Origin of the sequence: Winogradskyella sp. 3972H.M.0a.05, assembly GCF_040493455.1 — a bacterium.
Classification (GTDB): domain Bacteria; phylum Bacteroidota; class Bacteroidia; order Flavobacteriales; family Flavobacteriaceae; genus Microcosmobacter.
Window position 1 is genome coordinate 501157 of sequence record NZ_JANFDA010000001.1, and the last position, 20087, is coordinate 521243.

Annotated in this window: 15 protein-coding genes and 14 tRNA genes; 19 read left to right on the top strand and 10 right to left on the bottom strand. The window is 36.8% G+C overall.

The features are described from left to right. Positions 1-8: 8 nt before the first annotated feature. Genes NCE97_RS02255 through NCE97_RS02270 form a run of 4 tightly spaced genes read right to left on the bottom strand, consistent with a single transcriptional unit; the run spans position 9 to position 4114 of the window. The gene (locus NCE97_RS02255; protein ID WP_353777245.1) at positions 9-2645 is read right to left on the bottom strand and encodes a hypothetical protein; all 2637 of its coding nucleotides are present in this window, start codon (positions 2643-2645) and stop codon (positions 9-11) included. Positions 2646-2703: 58 nt separating this feature from the next. Next, a complete protein-coding gene (locus tag NCE97_RS02260; protein ID WP_353777246.1) occupies positions 2704-3054 on the bottom strand; it encodes a hypothetical protein in 351 nt (116 codons plus the stop codon). Continuing rightward, positions 3035-3586 carry a GNAT family N-acetyltransferase gene (locus NCE97_RS02265; RefSeq protein ID WP_353777247.1) on the bottom strand — a complete coding sequence of 184 codons (552 nt, stop codon included), beginning with the start codon at positions 3584-3586 and terminating at the stop codon, positions 3035-3037. Before NCE97_RS02265 ends, NCE97_RS02260 begins: the two co-directional genes overlap by 20 nt. Beyond that, positions 3587-4114: a DinB family protein gene (locus NCE97_RS02270; RefSeq protein WP_353777248.1), complete on the bottom strand. Its 528-nt coding sequence runs from the start codon at positions 4112-4114 to the stop codon at positions 3587-3589. Between the two features lie 162 nt (positions 4115-4276). Here NCE97_RS02270 and NCE97_RS02275 point away from each other — a divergent pair, with 162 nt between their 5' ends. Both NCE97_RS02275 and NCE97_RS02280 read left to right on the top strand, forming a co-directional pair. Next, positions 4277-4603, top strand: coding sequence for a single-stranded DNA-binding protein (locus tag NCE97_RS02275; RefSeq protein ID WP_353777249.1), 327 nt, complete (start codon positions 4277-4279; stop codon positions 4601-4603). A gap of 124 nt (positions 4604-4727) precedes the next feature. Continuing rightward, positions 4728-5396, top strand: coding sequence for a C40 family peptidase (locus tag NCE97_RS02280; protein WP_353777250.1), 669 nt, complete (start codon positions 4728-4730; stop codon positions 5394-5396). 233 nt (positions 5397-5629) lie between these two features. Here NCE97_RS02280 and NCE97_RS02285 read toward each other — a convergent pair whose 3' ends face one another. After that, positions 5630-6154, bottom strand: coding sequence for a ferritin (locus NCE97_RS02285; RefSeq protein ID WP_353777251.1), 525 nt, complete (start codon positions 6152-6154; stop codon positions 5630-5632). Between the two features lie 114 nt (positions 6155-6268). On the opposite strand from NCE97_RS02285, the gene NCE97_RS02290 reads away from it, so the two are divergent. The 16 genes from NCE97_RS02290 (at position 6269) to NCE97_RS02365 (ending at position 11811) form a co-directional block, all read left to right on the top strand. Beyond that, complete coding sequence (locus NCE97_RS02290) at positions 6269-8854, top strand: phosphoenolpyruvate carboxylase (RefSeq protein WP_353777252.1); 2586 nt, start codon at positions 6269-6271, stop codon at positions 8852-8854. A gap of 708 nt (positions 8855-9562) precedes the next feature. Next, positions 9563-9635: transfer RNA gene (locus tag NCE97_RS02295), tRNA-Lys, on the top strand. A gap of 84 nt (positions 9636-9719) precedes the next feature. Next, positions 9720-9791 (top strand) — tRNA-Asn (locus NCE97_RS02300). Between the two features lie 3 nt (positions 9792-9794). Then, a tRNA-Cys gene (locus NCE97_RS02305) sits at positions 9795-9868 on the top strand. A gap of 207 nt (positions 9869-10075) precedes the next feature. Then, positions 10076-10147: transfer RNA gene (locus NCE97_RS02310), tRNA-Gly, on the top strand. 10 nt (positions 10148-10157) lie between these two features. Continuing rightward, a tRNA-Trp gene (locus tag NCE97_RS02315) sits at positions 10158-10229 on the top strand. Positions 10230-10592: 363 nt separating this feature from the next. Continuing rightward, positions 10593-10674, top strand: a tRNA-Ser gene (locus NCE97_RS02320). Positions 10675-10796: 122 nt separating this feature from the next. Beyond that, the gene (locus NCE97_RS02325) at positions 10797-10937 is read left to right on the top strand and encodes a hypothetical protein (RefSeq protein WP_353777253.1); all 141 of its coding nucleotides are present in this window, start codon (positions 10797-10799) and stop codon (positions 10935-10937) included. Beyond that, positions 10928-11054 (top strand) — tRNA-OTHER (locus NCE97_RS02330). Before NCE97_RS02325 ends, NCE97_RS02330 begins: the two co-directional genes overlap by 10 nt. A gap of 7 nt (positions 11055-11061) precedes the next feature. Then, a tRNA-Val gene (locus tag NCE97_RS02335) sits at positions 11062-11133 on the top strand. Between the two features lie 5 nt (positions 11134-11138). Further along, positions 11139-11211, top strand: a tRNA-Ile gene (locus tag NCE97_RS02340). Positions 11212-11221: 10 nt separating this feature from the next. Continuing rightward, positions 11222-11294 (top strand) — tRNA-Met (locus tag NCE97_RS02345). 6 nt (positions 11295-11300) lie between these two features. Next, positions 11301-11375, top strand: a tRNA-Leu gene (locus NCE97_RS02350). A 4-nt stretch (positions 11376-11379) separates the two neighbouring features. After that, positions 11380-11453 (top strand) — tRNA-Leu (locus tag NCE97_RS02355). A 132-nt stretch (positions 11454-11585) separates the two neighbouring features. Further along, a tRNA-Gln gene (locus NCE97_RS02360) sits at positions 11586-11657 on the top strand. Positions 11658-11738: 81 nt separating this feature from the next. Further along, a tRNA-Phe gene (locus tag NCE97_RS02365) sits at positions 11739-11811 on the top strand. A 992-nt stretch (positions 11812-12803) separates the two neighbouring features. On the opposite strand, the gene NCE97_RS02370 is transcribed toward NCE97_RS02365, so the two are convergent. Then, positions 12804-13061 (bottom strand): hypothetical protein, encoded by a 258-nt coding sequence (locus tag NCE97_RS02370; RefSeq protein ID WP_353777254.1) that lies wholly within the window; start codon positions 13059-13061, stop codon positions 12804-12806. A 516-nt stretch (positions 13062-13577) separates the two neighbouring features. Between NCE97_RS02370 and NCE97_RS02375 the strand changes: the two genes are divergently transcribed. Next, entirely contained in the window at positions 13578-14675 is a 1098-nt protein-coding gene (locus NCE97_RS02375; RefSeq protein ID WP_353777255.1) for a slipin family protein, read from the top strand. Positions 14676-14726: 51 nt separating this feature from the next. Here the strand turns inward: NCE97_RS02375 and NCE97_RS02380 are convergent, their stop codons facing one another. The 4 genes from NCE97_RS02380 to NCE97_RS02395 form a co-directional block, all read right to left on the bottom strand. Then, entirely contained in the window at positions 14727-15935 is a 1209-nt protein-coding gene (locus NCE97_RS02380) for a hypothetical protein (protein ID WP_353777256.1), read from the bottom strand. A gap of 130 nt (positions 15936-16065) precedes the next feature. Next, positions 16066-16836, bottom strand: coding sequence for an outer membrane lipoprotein-sorting protein (locus NCE97_RS02385; protein ID WP_353777257.1), 771 nt, complete (start codon positions 16834-16836; stop codon positions 16066-16068). A 20-nt stretch (positions 16837-16856) separates the two neighbouring features. Further along, positions 16857-19232 carry an efflux RND transporter permease subunit gene (locus tag NCE97_RS02390; protein WP_353777258.1) on the bottom strand — a complete coding sequence of 792 codons (2376 nt, stop codon included), beginning with the start codon at positions 19230-19232 and terminating at the stop codon, positions 16857-16859. Between the two features lie 164 nt (positions 19233-19396). Further along, the gene (locus NCE97_RS02395) at positions 19397-19993 is read right to left on the bottom strand and encodes a TetR/AcrR family transcriptional regulator (RefSeq protein WP_353777259.1); all 597 of its coding nucleotides are present in this window, start codon (positions 19991-19993) and stop codon (positions 19397-19399) included. Between the last annotated feature and the right edge of the window lie 94 nt (positions 19994-20087).

Below are 20087 nucleotides of genomic sequence, written 5' to 3' on the forward strand. Positions count from 1 at the left end.
CCCCGAGTTTACTTACACTCCTGTATTCGTATCACTCTAGTAATACCTTCTAAAGCTTGCTTTGTTTGAGCAGGTGTTAGACTTTGAATAGCTTCGGATAGTTGTTGTGCACCTTCCATGATTGTAGATATGTGTGGTAAATCTGCACAATCTTTAAAATGACGTATGAATTCATTGGCATAAACAAAAGGATCTTCACCTCTATTGTGAGCTGCTAATGCTTCTTTCAAGGCTTTGTATAGTTTACAGGCACACTCAGGGATTTCTTTTGCTGTGAGTATTGCACCAAGTAGCTTTCCAATCTTAGCATCTCCAGAGGCCTTGTCTAATTCATCCAAACTAAGTGACATTATCAAATCCTTTATATAACCTCCTAATACTTCGTCAGCACCTTCATGAGATTTAGCTTTCTTGATAATATCTTTCACCTCTTTATCTTTTTTATCGCGTTCTCGCTTTTTCTTTTTTGCAGCGGCAGCCCGAGCTCTGGCTTCATCTGCTTCTGCTTTTGCGGCAGCAGCCTTATCTCTTTTTATTTGGTCTTTTCGTGCTTGGTCTTCTCGCTTTTCTTGCTCAAGGTTATCGATTTCACCCTTTAAATCATTGATCGTGTCTTCCGCTTCATCCATATCTCCTTGAGCATCTTCTGCTTGTTTGGCAAAATCGTCTTCTAGCGCTTTTTTCTTCTTTAAGAGGTCATCAAAGGCATCCCAAAAATCATCTAACTCAGCATCAGTTTTTGGACATTGCTTTAGTAAGTCTTCAATATCTTTTAAGAAATCACAGTGATCAGGGTTGTTCTTACACCAACGCTCAAGCTGTTTTAGGAGGCGTTTTATTTCATCACAAATGGCTTCAGCTTCTTGTTCAATTGCAGCCGCGGCATCTGCTTTATCTTTGGCTTCTTTGGCTTTATCGAGTGCATCAGATAGGTCTTTGCAATCATCTTCGGCATCCTCAATAGCATCTAATGTTTGCTTGTGTTTCTTGTGACTGTCTTTGTAAGCCTTGGCTCTTTTATAGTATTCAGCAATCAGTTCATCAAACAATTGTTGATCTCCTGCATCCATACTGTTTTTTGGGAAATTATAGTCAATTTTTGCTTTACCATCTTCAAAAGTAACAGTTGCTTTACATGGTCCATTTTTGCAACCATAATCATCTAAAATTTCACTCATTTCATCAACAATCTTCTTTACGGCTTCTTCATCTTCTTCGAGTTGTTCTTCAAGGTCTTGGGCTTGTTTTTTAAGCGTTTCAAGATGTTCCTCACAAGCCTTTACTCTGGCTTCAGCATTTGCGACAGCATTTTGCAGTACATCATGGTTTATACCATCAGGAAAATCTCGTTTAGCATTTGCTAATGAATCAACTATTCTCTTGAGCTTATCTTGATAAGTGCCTGGAACCTTGTCTAAAATTTCATCTATGGCTACCAGATCATTGTGATTTTCATCTGCTTCGTCCTTTTCTCCCTTGGCCTTATCCCACTTTTCCCATTCTTCCAAGATATCCTCTTCAGCATCGGCTATGTCATCATCAATACTGATCAAAATACCATGAAATGTTAAAGAAGGAGTCACGTTAACTTGCGTGCGTTCAATTGGAGGTGAATTGTTTTCACCTGTATGACATTGTCCGCCTAATTCTTCACAAGCTTCGGGTTGAATCAAGAATAAATCATCACCTATTTTGCAAGTGCAAAGTTGCTCATTATTTGGGTCTTGGTTTGGATCTGAAGGCTGAATATTTGCTGAAATTGAAAAGCTTCCGTTATCTATTGCTCGAATGGTTTGTACAGATTGAAAAACTCCTGAAGGATTCTCGCTAGGTACAATAAGGATTTCTTGAGCATTACCATCTTGAAGAGAAATATTGTTTTGACTATTATTTGTAAGCTCTAAGGGAATGCTTTCGTCCAGCCCTTCAAAACCAAATACTGTAATCGACAAATCGGTTTGCTGACCTCTCAGTAGATTTAATTGACCTACACTAAGTGATAATTGTAAAACATTGAGATCTTGTTCGTAGGTGTTTTGATCTTCAGTAATTGAAAGCATTTGTCGTCCTTGCAACCCTTCAGGAATTCTAACGATTAACATGTTTTCTGATTCTGCTATAACCGCAACAGGATTACCGCTCAGGGTTACACAATCGGAACAAGCGTTTCCGTCGAAAACAGTTCCATTGACTGAAGAATAGCTAGAAGCTGTGACATAATTTGGAAAACATATTGACGAACAATTAGCAGGATCGCTAGCAATAGATATGTTGCCTGATGCAACTGTTTTGCCCTCATTTTTTAGAGCAATACTTAATTCAGGAGAACTTGCACTAAACGTAAACGATGTATCATTTAATGGTATTGAAACCTTACCGATAGAAAGTGTAAGTTGTTTTAGTTTTTCGAGGTTTTTATTAGTTTTTTTATCGTTTTTACCATTAGGTTCTAGCATTACAGTTCCAGATATAGTTTGTCCATGGCTTATTTTTGGCAACAATACCTGAACATTTCCTTCATTGGTATTGATAGTTGTAACCGATAGGTCATTTATGTTTTCAGTGCTTATTGAGTTTTGACAAAAGGAAGTAGTAATAGACAAAAAAAGAATAAACGAAGCGCAGTGAGTGAGTAGTGCTTTCATAACAAAATGATTTTAGCACCATAGCATAAGTTGTTGAGTCTCTTAAAGATACAAAAATTTATGTTTCACGTTTTACAAGGGCATAATAATCGCCATCTAGCGGTAAATATCCTTGATCGTATACGAAGTAATAAATAGCTCCTGCTTTTGTAGTGTAAATGCTTGTAAAATAATTGAAATCAAAGCCATGTTCTATGAGCTTGCTTCTGGAAACTTTCTTTTTCTGATTTGGATTGAGAACCTCCAGTATGCGGTAGTTTTTTCGTAAGCGATTATTAGTATTTCTAATGAGATTTTTACTGTCTTTATTGATGCGATTATTGTGAGTGTTTCGACAACCATCGCTGCAAAACTTTTTATCTATTCTGCCAACAATCTTAGTACCACACTCAGGACATTTTTTTTCCATAATTATCCTTATTTAATTCGTACCAGTTTACTTCTATATCCTCATAGAGAAACTTGTTTACAAACTGTAATCCAATCTTCTGTAAAACTATATTCGATGCAATGTTTTCTATTTCAGCGGCGCCATAAATAGTATCATATTGCATTACCTTAAAACCATAATCCATAGTTGCTATTGCTGACTCTGTTGCATAACCTTTGCCCCAATATCTAGGAATGAAACGATACCCTACATCAATAAAATTATCGAATCCGTTGAGTATTTCCTTTTCGCCTTGATTTAGTTTTAGTCCAGACCAACCTATGAATTCACCAGAAGATTTTTCTACAGCAGCAAAACGACCAATACCACGTTCTGTATACTGTTGTCTTACAAAGCGTATGCCTTCAAGAGCTTGCTCCTTAGTACTTATAGGTTTATTGCCTAGGAATTTGTGCACTAATGGGTTTGAATCTAACTCAAACATTTCATTGATATCACTTTCTAATAGCTCTCTTAAAATTAACCGTTCAGTTTCTATAATAGTACTCATCTATTTATGTAGTATAGAAATGTAGGCCTCCCATGGACCAACATCTTGTTTGTATTGCTTTGCCATGACTCTTGCAATTTGAGCAATGTGCCCAAGATCGTGTGTCACCCAAGTTGCTAATAGCTGGCCAAGTGTAACTTCACCAAGTTCTGGGTGGATAGCCTTTAAACTAAATTGAGATTCAGTAATATTTAATGCTTTTAGTTGTTCAAGGTTTTGTGACCGGAGTTCTGAAAACTCACCCAGCAAATTGTGTAATGACTTGCCTTTAGAGTTTTCAAATTGTGCAAACCTATCGAACGGTTCAAAAGTATTATTATCCCCCTGTTTAAGTATAATGTCTAGGCGTTGCATCCAGTCTGTTTTTTCCCCATGAATAAGATGCCCAACAATATCGTAAGCATTCCAGGTTTCACTACCTTCATCACAAAAAATCCAGTCATCAGATAGATTGTATAGAAAAGCATGTAAGGTTTTTGGTGTCTGTTGCAAAACTTCAATGGCCTTCGATATAGTTAATTTCATCATAATGTGAAGATAAAGATTATTCGTTTACAAACGAATTTAAATAGGTAACTACCGACTATTTTTTCAGTTGCGTTGCATCTTTGCCTTGTCGAAACATAAGAGCCTGATTACCGTTAGGACGTTTCGATAGTATTAACTGTTTAACCTTAAAATTTTAAAATTATGAACACGCTAAGAAACAAAGTACAGTTGATTGGACATCTAGGACAAGACCCAGAAATCATTAACTTAGATAATGGTAGAACACTAGCTAAATTCTCCATTGCTACCAATGAAAGCTACAAGAACGCAAATGGTGAAAAAGTAGAAAACACCTATTGGCACAATATAGTAGCTTGGGGAAAGACGGCAGAAATTGTAGAGAAATATTTAGCCAAAGGAAAAGAAGTAGCCGTAGAAGGAAAATTGACAAATCGCACCTATGAAACCAAAGAAGGTGAGAAACGATACATCACAGAAGTAGTTTGCAACGAATTGTTGATGCTGTAAATCACTTCGATATTATATAACTAAAGAAGCCTGATTTTTCAGGCTTCTTATTTTTTCATAACTTTATAAGACTCCTAAGCATAATTAATTCACACACGTTTATTAATCATAAAGATTACATGTTATGCTGTCGGATACATTAAAAATTGCCTTTGGAGAACTTGGACAAAAAGAAATTCCCGGTTCAGATCACAACGAACGAATTTTAGAATACCAAGAAATGACTGGCCTCAATTTTGGCACAGATGAAGTTGCCTGGTGCAGCATTTTTGCAAATTGGGTAGCATTGCAAGCCGATTTGCCGATGTCCAATAGTGCTATGGCACGTAGTTGGCTCAATGTTGGTCACAAAACGACTTGGCCTCAACCCGGTGATATTGTTGTGTTTTGGCGTAAGAAAAAAAATGGCCCTTTTGGTCATGTTGGTTTTTTTATTGGTTATACCAAAAGTGGTAAGTCTATCTATTGTTTGGGTGGTAATCAAAGTGATGAGGTAAATATTCAAACCTTTAATCTAGATAGGATATTAGAGTTTAGAAGTTTAACCGATAATCTAGATGATTCACTAACCATACCAACAGGATATCTAAGAAAAGGCGATAGTAGCGAAAATGTAAAACTGCTTCAAAAGATTTTAATTCAGCTAAATTATCTCAGCGGAAGCACTGATGGCATTTTTGGTTTGCAAACAGAAAATGCACTAAAAGCATTTCAAGGAGATAATCAAATCACTGTAGATGGTATTTACGGAAGTGAATCCAGAAATGTGATAGAGTCTATTTTTACGAGTTAGGCAACTTTCTTTATAAGATCAAAACAAGGACATTTTTTACAACGCTTGCTTTCAGACTTCTTATATTTTTTACAGCACTTAGACTTACACTTACCCAAGACCTCACAGCCATTGGCTTTTAAGGTAAGAATACGTTCAGTTTTAAGTTGCTTGTCTTTCTTTTTGCCCATTGAGGAAATTCAAAATCTGGGCAAAAATAGTTATTTTAATTGAATCTAAATAAAGTTTAACAATTATTCTGCTGCAGGATTGATTGCGGCAGAACTTACTACAGTGAGCTGCTGTATATCACGATCAAAAAGATATAATCCTCCCTTATCATCACCAATCATGTTTATTTTATCTAGGATAGTCCTAGCCATTGCTTCTTCTTCGATTTGTTCAGAAACATACCATTGTAAGAAGTTATGTGTTGCATAGTCTTTTTCCTGAAGCGTAATATGAACCAGCTCATTGATACTTGCAGACACAAATGTTTCATGCTCTAATAACTTTTCAAACATCTCTTGAAACGAATTGAAAGTTACATTTGGAGCAGAAAGGTCAGATATATGAGCATGACCGCCTCTTTCGTTAACGAACTTTACTAATTTCAGCATATGATCACGTTCCTCATCAGATTGATCATACATAAAATTGGCAACACCTTCAAGACCTTTTACTTCGGCCCAAACTGCCATGGCTAGATATATTTGAGAAGACTCAGCTTCGATTCGTATTTGCTTATTAAGTGCAGATTCTATGGTTTTGGATAACATATTCTCGATTTTTAATCAAAAATACTGAATAAATGATAAAAATTATCTGGTCTTCCGCTATTTAGAATGACTTCTAATATGTGTTTATTATTTTTATATAAAAGCACAATAACAATGTCGGTACAGCCAAAATTAGTAAGGTTCAATGAAAATGTTCTAGCGAAGTATCAGATCTACAATAGCATCTTTATGACATTACCATTTTATGCTATTACAAAGACAGGCGTGTTGCTTCCATTGTTTCATGAAACATGTGAAAAAGGATTTGCAAGAGGTGATGATCCAACAACTATTGTTCAGACTTTTTTTGAAAAATATCAGGGAAGGCGAGATAAAGAGAGTCAAATAAAACTACTGTTCAGGTTTATACAATACATCGAACGACAAGTCGTATTGTTTGATGCCATCGAAGACGCTGCATTTCCTGTTGTAAATAATATGGATGGTATTGGTACACTGAGAAACCTGAAAGAGAATGCCACCTCAGAGGGTAAATTAAATACCTTAATAAAATACCTCAATGAGTTTAAAGTAAGAATTGTGCTTACAGCACATCCAACCCAGTTTTATCCAGGCTCAGTGTTGGGTATTATAACAGACCTCACAGAAGCCATTAGGAAAAATGATCTTTTACTTATCAATGATCTTCTGGCTCAGCTTGGAAAAACACCGTTTTTCAAAAAGAAAAAACCAACGCCTTACGATGAAGCCATAAGTTTAATTTGGTACTTGGAACATGTGTTTTATAATTCCTTCGGAAAGATTTTCGATTACATTCAACATAATATTTATGATGACATCGAGATGCCAAATGAAATTATCAATATAGGATTTTGGCCAGGAGGAGATAGAGATGGAAATCCTTTCGTAACACCAGACACAACCATTAAAGTTGCCTTGAAACTGAAGCAAGCTGTTTTAAGAAATTACTATAAAGACATTAGAAGACTAAAACGAAGGCTTACTTTCAGAGGTGTTGAAGAACATGTAATTGCTTTGGAGCAAAAACTCTATAATGCCAGCATTAGTCCAAATGCTAAAAGTGCAATTACCTTAGAAGAATTTACTTCTGTTCTAGAAAACATAAGATCCGTTGTTGTAGAGCAACATCAATCCCTGTATCTTAAAGACATTGATAGTGTAATTAATAAAACTAAACTCTTTGGGTTTAGGTTTGCTACCTTAGATATAAGACAAGATAGTAGAAAGCATGATGAGGTATTTCAGGATGTGGTAAAAACACTTCAAAAGAAAAAAACCAGAATATTTCCTGAGAATTTCACAAATCAAACACCAAAGCAACAAGTAAAAACACTTTCAAAAGTAAAAGGTAAGCTAGATATTAATTGGTTTAAAGACGAGTTCACTATCCGAACCTTAAAAACAATGCAAGCCATTAGAGAAATTCAAGAATCTAATGGAGAACAAGCAGCCAATCGTTACATTATAAGCAATAATCAAACAGCGGTAAATGTAATGCAGCTTTATGCCATGTTAAAGCTTGTATCTTTTGAGGATGAAATGACTGTTGATATTGTTCCACTCTTTGAAACGGTACCAGACTTAGAAAATGCAGCATCTGTAATGGAGGAGCTTTACTCTAATGTAGAATACCGTAAGCATCTGGAGCAAAGGGGAAATAAGCAAACCATAATGTTAGGGTTTAGTGATGGAACCAAAGATGGCGGATACCTTATGGCCAATTGGGCAATATTTAAAGCTAAGGAAGAACTCACCAAAGTGTCGAGAAAACATAAAATAGCTGTTGTATTTTTTGATGGCCGTGGTGGTCCACCAGCACGAGGCGGAGGCAAAACACATAACTTCTATGCATCACTTGGGCCAACGATTGAAGACAAAGAAGTACAACTCACTATTCAAGGGCAAACGATTAGTTCAAACTTTGGAACCTTAGCGTCTTCTCAATACAATATGGAACAATTGATAAGTTCAGGTATTTTGAATCGATTGTCGGACACCAATCAAAAACTGTCCAGGTCAGATAAGTCCGTAATGAATAGTTTAGCGAAAATAAGTTATGAAACCTATACCAAGTTTAAGCAACACCCAAATTTCTTGGGTTATTTAGAACGTATGAGTACCCTTAAGTACTATGCTAAAACCAATATTGGTAGTAGACCATCAAAACGAGGCACATCAAATGAGTTGGTGTTTTCAGACCTTAGAGCGATTCCTTTTGTGGGAAGCTGGAGTCAGTTAAAACAAAATGTTCCAGGGTTTTTTGGCGTAGGAACGGCTTTGGAATACTATGAAAAGAAAGGCGAGTTTAAAAAAGTAAAACAGCTTTATAAAAACTCAAGCTTTTTTAAAACACTAATCGAAAACAGTATGATGTCATTGAGCAAATCCTTTTTCGATCTCACCAAATACATGGCAGAAGATGGAGAGTTTGGTGGATTTTGGATGCTTATCTATGAAGAATACAAATTAAGCAAACAACTTATCCTTAAACTAACAGGCTATAATGAACTCATGCAAGAAGAACCAGCAGGTAAAGCATCTATTGCTATAAGAGAATCTATTGTATTACCACTACTGACCATTCAACAATTTGCATTAAAGAAAATCCAAGAACTTCAAAAACAAGAAAATATTGATGCAGAAGAGTTAGAAGTTTATGAAAAAATAGTGACTAGATCACTGTTTGGCAACATTAATGCAAGTAGAAATTCGGCATAAGGGAAAAATTAAATTTGGATTTCTAAAAAAAATAATAGCATATTTGTACCACAAATGATAAAAACAATAGTACATAGAGCACCGATTTCGCTGAATTGCAAGCGAGATTACCAAGGAATGAGTGAATTATTCGCTTGGGAGAGGACGCTATGTGACTATTTTTAATCGTTTTTTGAGAATGAATTAAACCAAAAACTGAATATAGTTACAAGCGTCCAAGAAATTGGGCGCTTTTTTTATGAAAAAAATTGATAATATTTTGAAGATAAGTTTTAACATCTAAATAAAGGCACTTGAAAAGTAAGCAATTGGGAGACAGACTATTGCCAAATTACTTGAGAATCTGCGACTAAGCGGACAGGGATTCCTATGCTTGAAATTAAACATAATTAGTTGATAATCAATAAATTAAATTAAAATTTTTCTTGTGTAATTAAAATTTTCATTTCATATTTGCACCATCAAAAATTGATAACAAAACAAGACGTGATAAAATATTTACAACATATGCCCCATACTCAATATGAGTTTTGCTCGCCGAAAATTTTTGGCGCAGTGAATAGTGAAGCCGATTTAAAAATAACCGAAAGGGAGAAAAATAAATGTATATCAGTATAGGCATATATGATATATAAAAACAAAAGCATCTCCCAAAAAGAGATGCTTTTTTTATGCGTGTTCTTTGACATTTTGAAAACCAAACATAATTGACGTATAGCTTAGTCGGTAGAGCAGGGTGCTTTTAACACCAAGGTCGTGAGTTCGAATCTCGCTGCGTCAACAAATTGGGGATATAGTTTACCAAGCCAAAACAGTGGGTTTGCAACTCGCAGTACGGAGTGTAAGTCTCCGTGTCTCCACAAAAGATATTGTAGCTCAATGGTAGAGCAGGCGGCTGTTAACCGCCAGGTTGAAAGTTCGAGTCTTTCCAATATCGCTAGACAAGGTGGCTGAATGGTTAAAGCGGCAGTCTGCAAAACTGTTTTTTTATGAGTTCAAATCTCATCCTTGTCTCAAAAAAAATTAGGGAATGCGTCCAAGTTGGAGAGTGGAGCCAGTCTGACTAGAGCTTGCGACTGAGCGAAACCGATTTAAAACAATAGAAATGATTGAGTTAAAAACTGGTGCTTCGGTTGAATAGGTTCGAAATGCAGAGCATTCATGAGCACAGCGATTCAAAAACTAAAATCAAGCGAACTAATCCTATGATTCCCACAACAAGCATCTATAGTGTAATTGGCAACATAGTAGATTTCCAATCTACAGTTTCGAGTTCGAGTCTCGGTAGGTGCTCATAATACACGCGCTTATGGTGTAATGGCTAGCATCTGAGTCTCCAAAACTTAGGGTTGAGGTTCAAGTCCTTATGGGCGCGCAAATTATATCTATGGTGTAATTGGATAGCACAAGAGATTTAGCTCACAGACTAATTATTATAAAATGTGGAGTTCCTGAATGCTTCGCATTTCTAATCTCTAAGTCCGAGTTCGAAATGCTTTGCATTCATGAGTTCTTATTTATCAAAATAATAATATGACGAACTAACCTTGGTAGATATACATCTGGTTCATTGGGGTAATGGATATCCTTCCCGACTGTCTCTCGGGAGATACGAGTTCGATTCTCGTATGAACCGCAACTGTGCTCTGTTACCATAAGATATGGTGCTGGGTTCTAAAAAGGGAAGTATAAGGGGCCATTTTCTTTACAGAGCACATTTTTTAAGAGATTATTCAATGGAAGGGCAATTGGTGGTGGCCACAGTCTTGAAAACTGTTCGGAGCTAACGACTCGTGTGGGTTCAACTCCCACCTCTTCCGCTACATGGAGGGTAGGCAAATACTGGTTCGTTGCGCTCGTTTGCTAAACAAGTCCGTGAGAAATCCGGTGAAGGTTCAAATGCGAAGCATTCACGAATACCTATTTATTGAATAAGTATTTAATGAGTAACTCCTTTATCCTCCGCAAATCTGGGAATAGAACAATTGGCTGTTTACTCGCTTTGGATGCGAGAGGTTGTAGAGCCTGTGCCGAACTAGATTCGGTATTCGAGTCCTACTTCTCAGACGAAATGCTCCATTAGCATAGTGGTTTAGTGCATTCGGCTTTAACTCACTGACGCATATTTAGGAAATTGGTTTCGTTGAATTCGCAAACTCATTTCTACCGAAAGACAAGGGTTCGATTCCCTTATGGAGTACAAATTTTGAGGCATAGCTCAGTGGTAGAGCGTCACGCTTACATCGTGATTGTCATAGGTTCGATCCCTATTGCCTCAACATAATGAGATATAGCTTAACTGGTAGAGCGCCGCTCTGATAAGGTGGTAGGTTTAGGTTCAACTCCTAATATCTCAACTAATAATAATGAGATGTAGCTTAATTGGTAGAGCATCGCTCTCATAAGGCGAAACGTCTAGGTTCGAGTCCTAGCATCTCAACAATTTACAGGAATGGCGAAAATGGCAAACGCACTCGACTTAGACTCGAGGTATCTGAGAGTTCGAATCTCTCTTCCTGTACTATGCTCCACTAGCCCAAATGGCAGAGGCATCAGTCTTAAACACTGAGTAGTCCAAGTTCGAATCTTGGGTGGAGTTCAACAAGCTCATGGTGTAATGGATAGCATTCAAGGCTACGGACTTTGAGGTATGGGTTCGAAATGCAAAGCATTCACGAGCTCAAATTTATCAAAATGATTATGAGGCGAGCTAGTCCTATTGAGCTTACAATAACCTGTAGTGTAATGGTTAGCATTCAAGACTTTGACTCTTGAGGTAAAGGTTCAAATCCTTTCAGGTTATCTGGTGTCTATAGTGTAACGGCTCGCACGAGAGATTGTGGTACTCTAAGATTAGGTTCGACTCCTAATAGACACCCAAAATGGAGCAGTAGCAAAGTTGGTCAATGCAGCAGATTGAAGTTCTGACGATATAGGTTCGATTCCTGTCTGTTCCACAAATTTTCATGAATTTTTAATTACGCAAAATCATTGCGTAATAGAAATTCACCTTTGTATCAACATTTACCGATAAAGGTAGAATTACGTTCATTGAAATTAAATGAAGTCAAAGTACTTCATTATAGAAAGAAATCGTCATTAGAAATAATGACGGGGCGGCTTATCGTCCTTAGATAAACTTGGCAACAAGGATAAATCTGCTTGCAGGCACTGCGAGTGGAGACTGTTTTCTCTAGAGATCAGTACAGGTAAGCAAGCAACTAACATAAATCATAAAAAGCTAGGGGCAACCGCTGAAGCAAATTAGGATTTATAGCCAATATTTTTGGAGGCTTGAGGTGGAGACACCAACAGGAAAAGTTGTAGTAATAGGTTACGTATAGGTCATCCAACCTTATGGAGCGTGTTGCAGTATTAGAGGTACCCGACAAGAAATTGTTCGGTAGCTCAACATACCGTGTGCTGGGAGGCACACAAAGAGAAGGTTGGTATTTTGTAGGCCAAAATCTACGGAGCCATTTCCGAAGCCCTTCTCTTAGGCCAGACGATAGTCTATCTCCAACAAAATGGGGATATAGCTCAAGTTTAGAGCATTGTATTTTTAACACAAAGGTTGACTTTATATCTTAAATGCAAAAGACTTCGGACATTACAGCAGCTAGTAGTTGCCTAAACCTATTGAAACATATAGGATGGTAGAGGTCGCAAACCTATACCATGTGGTGAACATTCTAGTAGGCCGCCTCAAGAGAGGACGCCTATGAATGGTGGGGGAGCCAACCCTCGTAATTGCAAAGCGTGGCCGTAGAGCCTCTATGCAAGCCAAGTCTAAGTCGCCGAACAGCTGTAATGTAATTAGGCATCGGACAAGTACGTGATTCCCTAAGCGATGGGAAGAGCGTGGAAAACCAAGGAAGGGCTACGGCTATAATCTTGGGAAAGTTTGTCTACAAGCGGAGGTATTCTCAGCACGCTTTTTTTAAAAATATCAAGCTGGTCTTGTTGCGTGTTTCTGTATAGCACCATTGTATAGAAGATTGCAGGGATGTATTATGCTTCTATATGCAACTAGACTTGAAGGTTTGGGTTTATCCAAAAAACTCCACCAAAGTTCAGTGTGGGTTCGAATCCCACTATCTCTAACGGGATATGGCGGAATGGTAGACGCACTAGATTTGAGGTCTAGCGGACAGATGACATTCTCAAAAAATGTCTCTTTTAATGTTGCCGGTTCGACTCCGGTCATAAGCTCGAGAGTAATCTCGCTGGCTTTTGTAACTCAATGGTAGAGTACTACGCTGTTAACGTAGCAGGTCATTATAGACCACTAAAGCCGACCATCTTTTAAAACTGGTCTCACAGCCTGTCACGCTGAAAAAATTGACAAAAAGTGTTGGTTGCCAATTGGCCTATTGTATAATACTATTAGTGTTCAATAAAAGGCAATCTCAACATTACCTTGACCTGTTGATTTGTATTGCTCTAAGCAATGACTTTTAGCAGAACGATTAGATGACATTTTAGAACACCTACTTGTTCTAAAACAACTCTTAGAGAGCTGCGAAAAACTTATTGTAGCAAGCAATACTATGAATAGGTCCGTAATGAAGTGATGATTGGTAATCGCACTTTTTTAAAGAGAAATAAATTTTTAAAGATAAACTCAGATGCTAAAGTTACTTGTGCTTTAGCATTAGAGCAGGCATAGCCTCCGTTACAGGAATTGCCGCAAATTAATGTTTAATCATAAAAACTAAGAACAATGAAACAAGTAAGAATTAATGCAGGAAAAGTTGGTTTGGTCTTCAAAAAAGGGGATTACCAAAAAGTATTGACGCAAGGTAAATACTGGTTAGGCTTTGGACAAGATGTTTATATCTATGACTTAGCCAAGACATTCCACGCTCCCATAGCATTAGAGCTCTTAGTAAAGGATAAAACCTTAGAGGCTATGTTGGAGGTTGTTGAGGTAAAAGATAATGAACTGGTATTGGTGTTTGAAAACAACATTTTAAATACTGTATTATCTGCCGGAAGATATGTGTACTGGAAAGGTTTGGTAGAGCGCGAGTTTACAAGAGTAGACTTAAGCAAGATCGATATTACAGAAGATATTGATAAAGCGTTATTCAGCAAGTATGAATTGAATAAGTACATCAGATCTTTTGAAGTCGCTACTCATGAAAAAGCAGTACTTATCATTGATGATGTGTACGAAAAAACACTTGGGCCAGGTATCTATCGTTTCTGGAGAAACGATACTTCAATTAAAATTGCAAAAGCAGATTTACGTCAATTACAATTAGAAATTGCAGGTCAGGAATTGTTGACTAAAGACAAGGCTGCTATTCGTATCAACTTTTACACTCAGTACAAAGTAACAGATATTGAAAAGGCACTTTTAGAGAACAAGGACTACGAAAAGCAATTGTACATTGGAATGCAATTAGTATTGCGTGCTTATGTAGGTACATATACTTTGGACGAACTTTTAGAACGTAAGGATAATATTGCCGAGGCTGTATTAGAAGACGTAAAAGAGTTAGCTTCAAAGTTAGGTATCACAGTATTGAACACAGGTATTAGAGATGTAATCTTAACAGGTGAAATGAAAGACATCATGAACCAGGTACTTGTGGCTCAAAAGAAAGCCCAAGCTAATATCATTACTAGACGAGAAGAAACAGCTTCGACTCGTAGCTTGTTAAACACAGCAAAGTTGATGGAAGAAAATGAAATGTTATACAAGTTGAAAGAGATGGAGTATGTTGAAAAAATTGCTGATAAGATTGGTGAAATTACAGTTTCTGGTCACGGAGGTGTAGTTGCACAATTGAAAGAGATTTTCTCTGGAAAATAAGGTGGTGTATTAATTAGTTGCGCGAGTCTATGGACTCGCGCATTTTTTATTTTAAAAGAATTTAGAAATTGAAAACCTTAAGAAACTGTCTTCGCTAAAGTTTGAAAGGATAAATTCATTTCGATCAATACTACTGAAAATTCGAGCTTCAATTTCTGCGGTCCAAGTGCTTCCAAAACGCCTTGATGCTTCTAAACTGAAAATCTTACTACTAGATTCTAGATCGGCAATACCACCAATTAAAATAGAAGTATCCTGAGTGTCATTGAAGGCGATTCGACTTCCGAAGAACACATCATTTTGTAATGCATTTAGAGCTAATTCGTCACGATCATCATAAAGATATTCACCCAATAAACCAATATCTAAACCATTACCATCAATATTACTGAAGGTGTATTCCAATCCTGCCACAAGTGCAAAAAAGTCTTGTGCTTCAGCAGAACGGTAAATCGATTCAACCTTCCACAAAAATGCATCATGTGTTACCTGTAAGTCCAATCCTGTTTGATTGATGACAGGATAAAAAGCATTAATATTTCCTTGATTATCAAATGTGAACAATGGTTCTCTACCATTGCCGTAAAAATGCGAAAGCCCAATGTCGAAAGCTCCAAAATAATGAGACCACCTTACGGCAAAATCTTGTCGCCATTCTTCAGCACCACTTTCGTAAGTCAAATCATCTTTATCTATAACTATAGGGAAACGTAGTCGACCTTCTTCTCCGGCAAATGTTCTTTTTCTATGATATGGTAAATAGAAAAAGTCAAAGTTTCCGAAGCTATTGGTTGTAATGGTAAATTGTACCATTGGTTGCCCAAGCTTTTCTTCACCATCAAAAGATTCTACAGCATCGGTTTGATTGATAATATCTACTAAATGGTTGCTTTCTGTAACACCCCAATAAATCTTTTTCAATCCTACACTAAGCTCCCAATTGTTTTTAGCTTTTTGGTAATAGAGTTCTCTAATATCCCAATGCGTTCGTGGGTCATCTTGATCGAGCCTGAAGAACCCTGTAAAGTTTATGCTTTCATAACCTTTGTTCCATTCAACACTATACTCTGGTCGAAATGCAATAGAAGGAAAATGGTCTTTTTGATTTTGAAAAGCCGCGTCGTTATAGAAGTAACGATACTCTGCTTCAATTTCTAACTCAAAATCATCAACAAGATCACTCTTTGATTCTTCCTGAGCAGTTATAGATATTGATAAAAGAATTGCAAAAGTGAAAAGGACTCTTGAATAATAGTTCATTTGTTTAAGAATAAAAGCAATACCGATTAGTCACTGACACATGTAAACTAAATCAACCAACCATCGTTTGTATCATCTAAAAAAATAGAAGCTGCAACTAATGGTATTGCTTATTGCTATTAAGGGGTTATTAGTTTCCGGCGCGTTTTAAGGCTACCTGTGTAAAATCTTCATCTGTTAAGGCCACATCAAAATCGTAATCCGAAAATTGTAAAATAGTCTCCTTATTACTTTGATGGTTTACCATTGTAAATGTGCTTGCTCTCCAGAACTTGTTCTTGTAAAGCTTATAATCACTGTATGTAAGTGTTTTTAAGAGCGCATTTTTGCGGTCATAAAACTCAGCTTTCTCAATTCTGTAACCTTTGTTTTTATTGTAGGTCACAATTCTTCTGGTGTAACCAGATTTAGGGTCTACCGGATCTTGTTCCACAATAAGTAAATCACCTTTTTCTTCTAAAAACTTATAGGTATATTTCTCAACTTCTTGTGATGATAAATCTTCGTAAGCAAACTCACTCCCTACAAAAGGACCAGATTTATTGTTCGATGAGATACGCTTCACACGCTTTATTGACGGTAGGAATAACCATTGGTCATCCGATCCAACTTTGTGAGTAAACGTTAGTGTTGAGGTACCTTTTACATCCTTTGGACTATTAAAGACGATCAACGATTTATCCCCATCTTCGGTTAACTCAAGTGTTTTTGTAGTGAGTAAACGTTCGCTGGTTTGACCATTTTTGTTCTTCAAGATCATCTTTAAGTTCACGGTAGAACTTCCAAATCCTAAATCGGCTTGTTCCGCTGCTTTAGCAACTTCTAGACCTCTTTCTTCAGCAGATTGAGCGTTGATTCCCAAAGCTGTCGATAATGCTATTATAAAAGCTATTTTCTTCATTTTTATTTGTTTTAATTGATTTATTTATCTAATGCTAGTTGTGCAGTTCTCTGTTTCTCTTTGGCGTCTTCCTTTTTACTCGTTAAGATTAATAATGATGGTAAAAGGATGAAATCTATGATTAAAGCTGAAAGAATAATCGTTACAGTAATCCTTGCCATGTAGCTGTTTAGTGCAAATGATGAGGTAGACAATACTGCGAATCCTGCTAAGAGTACAATCGTTGTGGTTACCAATGCTTTTCCAACAGTTTCAAAAGCATAAACCACTGCTTGTTTTGAGTCGTAGCCAAGTTCTCGTTTGGCTCTTAGGAACTTACTCATAAAGTGTACTGTATCATCTACAATAATCCCTAAGGTCATTCCAAAAACGATAACCATACCAGTGTTTATCTGTCCTTTGTACAATGCCCAAATACCGAATCCAACAAGAACTGGCGTAACGTTTGGAATGATACTCAGCAATCCAAGTTTAAAGTTTCTAAGCGCTACCATTAACACCAATGAGATTAGGATCAAGGCAATAATATTTCCTTTGAACATGCTATCCGCTTGTCTAAATCCTAGCTTAGAGAACATCAATGTTGGGCTCACACCAATAGCATGCATAGCTTCTGGTGTATTGTTTTTCAACCATTCTTCTCCACGTTTCGAGAATGCAATCATTTCTGCACTCGATACATTTTCTATGGTCGCAGTTACTCTGGTTTCAGATTTATCAACATTGATCTGGTTGTTTAAATCTAACCCAAACGGTAAAGACAGTTCATATAGCAATAAGTACTGAGCGGCTTCTTCTCGATTATCAGGCACACGGTAATACGCTTCATCATCGCCATGCATTGAGCGATTTACTCGTCTGGCAACTTCACTAAAAGCATTAACATGAATAACTTCTGGTTGTTCATTCAACCAATCTTCAAAATCATTTAGGTTTTTAAGATATTCAGGGTTATTGATACCGCCACTTTCTCCACTACCAATAGAGTATTCGATATTATAAATTCCAGTAAGATTTTCACTGATGTAATCTGTATCACTTCTAAACTCTACTGATTCATCAAAATAGTTAATGAACTCATCATTGAACGTGTTCTTAGTTGCTAAAAATGTCAATGCTGAAATCACCAACACAGAAATGATCGTAAGGTTTACTGGACGTTTAACTACAAAGTTCCCTAAAGAGGTATACCACCCAACTTTTTCTTTTGTGGCTTCTTTTTTCGCTTTGGTTTTCACAGGTAACACTGCCATAAGCGCAGGTAGTGTAGTGGTTGAATATAAGAATGCCATAAGCATACCAAATGCTGTAATATTACCTAAGTCCCAGAATGGAGGCACGTCTCCAAAGTTCATGGTTAAGAATCCGATGATAGTTGTTAAACTTGTTATGAATACTGGCATGAAGTTTAATCTCAAGGACTCAGTTAGTGCATCAAATTTGTTCATGCCATCCTTACGCATTTTTTGCAGCATGGTGATGAGGATGTGAATACTATCTGCAACTGCTAGCGTAAGAATCATAGTAGGGAATACCGAAGAAGGTGGTGTTAGTTTAATTCCCATAAGCCCAACGAAACCGACTGCGCTCATTATTGAGAACATGACTACAACCAAAGTGGCTATTGTGCTATATATGTTTCTTGTAAGAATGAACGTAGTTAGGATTACAATGATGAGCATCACCATAGTCAATGCCAAATCTCTCATTGATGCCTCAAAGAACGCTGTGTTCAAAGGCACTAAACCAGAAGAGTGAACTTCGAAGTTTGGGTTTTTCTCTTTGAAATTAGAGATCATATCTCTAACAAAGGCAGTTACTTCAGGGATTTCCGTAGCACTATTTTCTCCAGGTAGTCTTACTGTGATATTTACAGCAGTAACACTTCCTTTTTCGTTGATAATTCTGTTAACCAATAAAGGTTCTTTTAATGCAATATCTTTTATCTCTGTAATTTCCTCTTCGGTTTTAAGTGAGGACTCATAGGATAAATCATCAACATATAGATCGTCACCTTCAGCTCTTGTATGTTGAAAGTTTGTAATCGCATCTACTCTAGAAGAGTATGGTGTATTCCATGCTTCTGCAGTGAGTTCTTCTATAGCGACTAAATTGTCTTTGGTAAAGACATTGCCATTGGAAGGTGAGAGGACGAGAATAACATTATCGTCCTTAGTATATTTTTCTTGAAGCGCATCAAAGGCTTCCAACTCTGGGTTTGACTTGCTGAAAAATACGTGATAATCACCATCGAACTCCATATTGCCTTGAGAACCGAGTCCCATTGCAAGAATTAGTGTCGCAACAATGACAGCCCATTTGCGCTTTATGATAAATTCTGCCCATCGTTTGGCAAAACGATTAGAAGCATTTCCCATTCTTTTTAGTGCATTCATAATTTGATTGTTTAGTTGACCAGTCGATTATATAATGTCCTGGTTTGATTAATGATTTGTTTTAGTTTTTTATGTCTATAACGATTCGAAATGATCAATTGGGGACAGAATTTCTAACATTCTTTTTATAATTGACCAGTCGTCTATGATTAATTCAAAAAAAATTATTTCAAAAGAACTTTTCTTATCATCGTCATAAAATTGTCGATAGGATAAGAACTATTCATGTTTTTCATACTTGTCATAGAGCCTTTTCCAGCATCTTCTATAAATGTGGCAAGATCTCTGGCTTCTATAGTATTGTCAATTTCTCCATAGTCTTGAGCTTCCTGAATCACTTCAGTAATTAAATCAATAACCATTTGCTCTTTGTTATGGATGGCATTTCTTATTTTTTCACTATGCTCAGCCATTTCACTACCAAGGTTGCAGGCCATACAACCCATACGACATTCCATATCGTTTTTGAGCATATTGTATCTAAATTCGTGGAAATCTAGAAGACGTTGCTTAGGAGAGATACTCTTATTAAGTAACACTTCCTTAGCAGGAGTAAACTGAAGATTAAAGTAACGTTCTATTGCTTTTGCTGTAAAGTCTTCCTTACTGTCAAAATAAAAATAGAAAGATCCTTTAGGGATTCCTGCAGCCTTTACAATGTCATTTACACTAGTAGCATTGTAACCTTTAGACCATAACAAAGGCACGCCTTTGTCCAAAAGGGCATCTGCTTTAATCTCGTGTTTTAAGGTTTTTGACATTATAAATTTTTTACGAGGCAAAAATATGACCACCCGTCTAGTAAATCCAAATTTTAGATGTTAAAATTTTTTTAACGAAGTTCTAAGCTCAGTG